This window comes from Okeania sp. SIO2B9, from assembly GCF_010672505.1.
Classification (GTDB): Bacteria; Cyanobacteriota; Cyanobacteriia; order Cyanobacteriales; family Microcoleaceae; genus Okeania; species Okeania hirsuta.
The window spans coordinates 1-4,962 of record NZ_JAAHGK010000508.1 but is presented as its reverse complement, the minus strand read 5'-3'; the positions used below and the strand labels follow the sequence as shown (position 1 = coordinate 4,962).

The window sequence follows — 4,962 nt, the reverse complement described above, 5'->3', positions numbered from 1 at the left end:
AAATCCGCTCTACTTCTTGGGCGATGCGAGTGATTATGGTTTCAGCTTTTGCTGGCTTACTTTTCAAAGTACCTTGCAATTCTTGCAAAACTACAGCAGCTAAAGTTTCAGTATTCATTTCTAGTACAGTATTCGCTGTATTGTGATTTTCAACTTTGCTGTTGTTAACTTCTGGAGCAATAGCAGGGTTTGTGTTCAGGGAGTTGGGGGTGTGGGCAATGTTAACAGTCATTTGATTTTACCTTTGGATAATGCACGGTAGGTGTACGAAGTAATCATGTAGAGTGATTAGGTGTTGGTTGAAATCTGTGTGATTCCTTTGTTGCCTCTACAGTTACGACTATAGGAAAGTTCACCCAACTATTTGCAGAGGAGGGTTCCACTTTTATGATGTGGTTTTTCTGTTAACAACCAATTCTCTAATTCACTATCAGAAGTATATTTTCCGGATTTCGGTCTAAAATCAACGAAAGCTAGATATAGATTGAAAATCAGAACTTTACTTACCAAATTATCCAACTCAAAGAGACTGTGACAATATTCAAATTGGCAGTGCCACCCGTGTAACAAAAACACAAGTGGCACAGTAGTAGGTCTTAGGTTGTAGGTTTTAGGTTGTAGGTTTTAGGTTTTAGGTTTTAGGTTGTAGGTTTTAGGTTTTAGGTTTTAGGTTTTAGCTTGTATAGTAGTCGAAGGAAAGGTGAGGACATATCAAAAACTGAAAACTCAGACAACGCCAGATTTTTCCTCCTGCCTTCTGCCTTCTGCCTTCTGCCTCCTGCCTTCTGCCTCCTGCTATATTAACCAATTAAGGCTTGCTGATTAAATCTAAAAGCATTGACTGATATTGGCTTGAGCCTTTTTAGAGTCCCAAAAAGTGCCCTTGTTTCCGCTCTTCATGCTCAAAAAGTTAGCATAAAAGGCAAACTAAGGACAGAAAAACTGAGGGACAAAACGCCCGCTCCTACCTCCTCTAAATTCTCCATTTCTCCTGTCTCCTGTCTCCTGTCTCCTGTCTCCTACCCCAGCAAAAAGACTTTATTCAGCAAACCCCAATCAGAGCTGTTACAGTTTCAACTCCAAGACCTTGCCTAATCAGATTTGGCTCTTGGCCAGTTAATTCCAGGATAGTGGATACTTGATATCCAGGATCAGAACCGTCATCAACAATTATGTCCACTAAATTTTCTAGACAATCAAATAATTCTGCTTTACCAGTAACTGCTCCTACATCTACTGGGGCCATTCCTTCCGCATCACTGGTAATGTGAGCTGATGTTGAAATGATGGGATTGGCCAAAGTCTCCAACAAAGACAAACAAGATTGATTGTCTGGAACCCGAATACCCGTTGTTTTTCGCTTAGGACTCATCACCAGCCGTGGGACTAACTTTGTGGCAGGCAACACAAATGTGTAAGGGCCAGGAATTAAACGTTTGATGATTCGGTAGGCTGAGTCACTCACAATAGCGTAATTGGCGATATTGGACAGAGAGGAACAGAGGAATGTCAGAGGTTTATCATTAGACAGTTGTTTAATTTGTCTGACTCGCTCCACAGCAGATTTAGCATAGAGGTCGCAACCGATCGCGTAAACGGTATCCGTAGGATAAAGCATCACTGCCCCATTTTTTAGATCGCTAATAATTTGTTCTACGCGTCTTTGTTGGGGTGTATCAGGATGAAGTTCATAGAATATTGCCATAATTATTATTTTAGATTATAGAAAAAGCATATGTTAGATTTTAGATTGGAAAAATTTACCAAAAAATGGGGTTTAAAGACCCGTCCTTTAGCGTAGCGGAGGAAGGCTTTTTAGAGGAAGGAAGAAATAATACTAAATCTCAAAAAGTTTGCTATATATCTTTAGTAATGGGGAGATGGGGAGTATTAAATGTAGTAAACTGACACTTATGCAATGATGCCCTGCGACGGATTGTTAAAAGCCTTTCAAAGTCTAGATTTTAGCCGTAAATATGCGCCCTACAAATTTGGCTTCTCCCCAACTATGGCCCAAAATACGCTCATTTTTGAACCGGAACTACCTAAAAGCTAGCACTTTTTGATACCTAAAAATCTTCAAACCTTTATTTGTAAAGACTTTGAGATTTAATCATCAGAGCAATCATTATTAATTATTAATTATTGAATCACCTACCACCTAAGACCTAAAATTTATGAAAAAAATAGCTTACCTTGAATGTCCCACTGGCATTGCGGGCGATATGTGTTTGGGTGCTTTAGTCCATGCGGGTGTTCCCCTAGAATATCTGATAGAAAAACTCAATCTTCTCGGCATTTCCCAGGAATATCAGTTAAGCACTGAAAAAGTTCATCGCAATGGTTTACTAGCTACGAAATTTCATGTCAATCTAACTTCTGCAAATCCTGAAAATGGAGAACCTCTAACTTTTGACCACCACCATCATTCTCACCATTCAGAAAATGACCAAAGTACGGAAAAACACAATCATTCTCACAACCGTCACTTGCCAGAAATTGAAGCATTAATCAAAAAAGCAGGATTGCCCCGACGTGCTGAAGCTTGGAGTTTAGCTGTATTTCACAAATTGGCTGAAGCTGAAGGTGCCGTACATGGTATTGCCCCAGAGAAGGTACATTTTCACGAAGTAGGGGCAACTGATGCTATTGTTGATATTGTGGGGACTTGTTTAGGATTAGATTGGTTGAATATTGACCAATTATATTGTTCGCCTTTGCCCACTGGTGGGGGTACTGTGCGGGCGGCTCATGGTCGGTTACCTGTACCTGTCCCAGCAGTGCTAAAACTTTGGGAGTTGCATCAGGTTCCGATTTATAGTAATGGCATTGAAAAAGAATTGTGTACTCCTACAGGTAGCGCGATCGCTTGTACTTTGGCCAGTAGTTTTTGCTCGCCACCGTCAATGTCTCTAGAATGTGTGGGTTTGGGTGCGGGTTCTCGCGATTTAGCTATTCCTAATATTTTACGTTTGTGGATCGGAGCAGGGGAGGTGAATACTCAACATTCTCAACTTACAGAATATCATTCTCCCAGTTCCCCACATCCACACCTAGAAACTGTAATGGTGTTGGAAACTCAAATAGATGATTGTACTCCTCAAGCGATCGCTTATACTTTTGATGCTCTATTTGCAGTAGGTGCATTAGATGTTTTTACTCAACCTGTGACAATGAAAAAATCTAGGTTAGGAGTGTTACTTACTGTTATTTGTCTACCGGAAAAGTTATCTGCTTGTGAGGAGGTAATATTTCGAGAGACTACAACTCTGGGTATTCGTCGCTCTACTCAAAAACGGGCTATTTTGCAGCGAACAATTGATCGGGTGCAGACAGACTATGGAGCAGTGCGGTTAAAAGTGGCAAAGATGGGGAATCAAATTGTAAATGTGCAACCTGAATATGAAGATTGTGTCGCATTAGCTAGACAGCAAAATATTCCTTTGATGAAAATACAGAAAATGGTATTACAAGCGTGGAATGGGCATCTTGCCCGTTCCTGATATTTTCACCGCAAGTGCTGCGCGCAGGTAACAGGCAACAGGGGGAATAATTTATATTTTGTATTTTGGATTGTTTGAACTATTTGTTAATATTAACTATTCCCTGTTCCCTGTTCCCTATTCCCTATTCCCTTGACTTTCTTTCCACTCTCCCTGCAAAGTAAAAGCTGCCCAATAATAAGGTTCTTTCCAACGAGTCTCAGAAACCATCTCCAACTGTGCTTTTCTTAATGCTTCTGTTGGTGATAATTTGTCTTGTAACATCAACCGATAGAATCTACTCATTATTTCGCTAGTAGCAGCATCGTCGATATTCCACAAACTGACAAGTACGCGAGGTGTACCTGCATACATAAATCCCCTGGTTAATCCTACTAACCCTTCTCCCCGTATTTGTTTTCCTAATCCGGTTTGACAAGCACTCAACACTACTAAGTCTGCGGAAAAATCCAGCTTGAAAACATCATGGAGACGTAAAAATCCATTCAGCAAGTTTCCCTGTGGATCTAGCATCGATAACACAATTCCAGAAAGTTCAGGGTTAATGCTATTAAGTAGTCCGTGGGTAGCAAAGTGGATAATTTTGTATTGATTCAGTTGAGAATTGATTACCTGGGTACGATTTGCCACAAAATCAAAGTAGGAGATAGTCTCTGAGTTTGGCAAAAGGGCGAGAATTGCTTCTGCTTCTGTTCGGGTTTCTGGGAGTCGTTGCCAAATTCCTACATCCATTTGTCGAGCGGCACGATTGAGGTTATATTGTTCCCTATTTTCATTCTGAGTTGATACGGCAGTTTTTAATCGGGTATCATCAGGACTAAAGATTGGATCGGCAACTATCGCAATGGTTTTGGGTGCAGTTTTTCGTTGTTGGGCATCTCGACGTAGAATACTTAAGGTTGATGCAGAAGGAAGATTGACAATTTCGTGCTTACTTATTAAAGGTAAATAATTTGCTTCTGATGAAGTTGTTGGTAAGGAAATGGCAGCAAAGGGAATGTAATGTAAAATGCCATCACTAACGATCGCCAAGCGTCGATCTTTCAGTTGAGGAGCAACAGGAGCTAAAATTATCTCATAGAGAGATTGAGAGATTTCTAATAACAAAGATGGATCTACTCGTCTATCAGTAATAGTAAAACGAAATTCTTTAACTATGTTTTCAATTAATGCTTTTGGAGGGAGTTCATGACTGGTAATACTATTTTTAGTAACCGCCCAAAGAAAGCTACGCTTCTTACCTAAAGCATATTGCAACAGAAGTGTATCATTATCCAGAATTTGTGCTTGAATCTGTTTTAAAGTGAGGGGTTGAGGTTGAGTGATAGCTGCATAACTCGGACTTTTTTCGCGGATTTTTGCCTGGACTTCTTGATATTTTCGGAGGAGATATTGTCGTTCTTGTTCGATGGCTGTTTTTTGTTCTAGGGTTTGTTTTTCACTACTATAAAGTTCTACA

At 40.2% G+C, this 4,962-nt stretch carries 4 protein-coding genes and 1 pseudogene; 1 reads left to right on the top strand and 4 read right to left on the bottom strand.

Translation table 11 applies throughout. From position 1 onward, the window contains the following. The 3 genes and pseudogenes from F6K13_RS17935 to F6K13_RS17925 form a co-directional block, all read right to left on the bottom strand. Positions 1-232, bottom strand: a pseudogene (locus tag F6K13_RS17935) (hypothetical protein); the annotation flags it as partial. Positions 233-673: 441 nt separating this feature from the next. Further along, positions 674-808, bottom strand: a complete 135-nt coding sequence (locus tag F6K13_RS17930) for a hypothetical protein (RefSeq protein WP_287287936.1) — start codon at positions 806-808, stop codon at positions 674-676. A gap of 234 nt (positions 809-1,042) precedes the next feature. Then, positions 1,043-1,705, bottom strand: a complete 663-nt coding sequence (locus F6K13_RS17925; protein WP_124145221.1) for an L-threonylcarbamoyladenylate synthase — start codon at positions 1,703-1,705, stop codon at positions 1,043-1,045. A gap of 472 nt (positions 1,706-2,177) precedes the next feature. On the opposite strand from F6K13_RS17925, the gene larC reads away from it, so the two are divergent. Next, on the top strand, positions 2,178-3,503 hold the full coding sequence (gene larC, locus F6K13_RS17920; RefSeq protein ID WP_287240825.1) for a nickel pincer cofactor biosynthesis protein LarC: 1,326 nt from the start codon (positions 2,178-2,180) through the stop codon (positions 3,501-3,503). 117 nt (positions 3,504-3,620) lie between these two features. On the opposite strand, the gene F6K13_RS17915 is transcribed toward larC, so the two are convergent. Continuing rightward, on the bottom strand, positions 3,621-4,962 hold a 1,342-nt coding region (locus F6K13_RS17915; RefSeq protein ID WP_287287935.1), incomplete at its 5' end, for a CHAT domain-containing protein.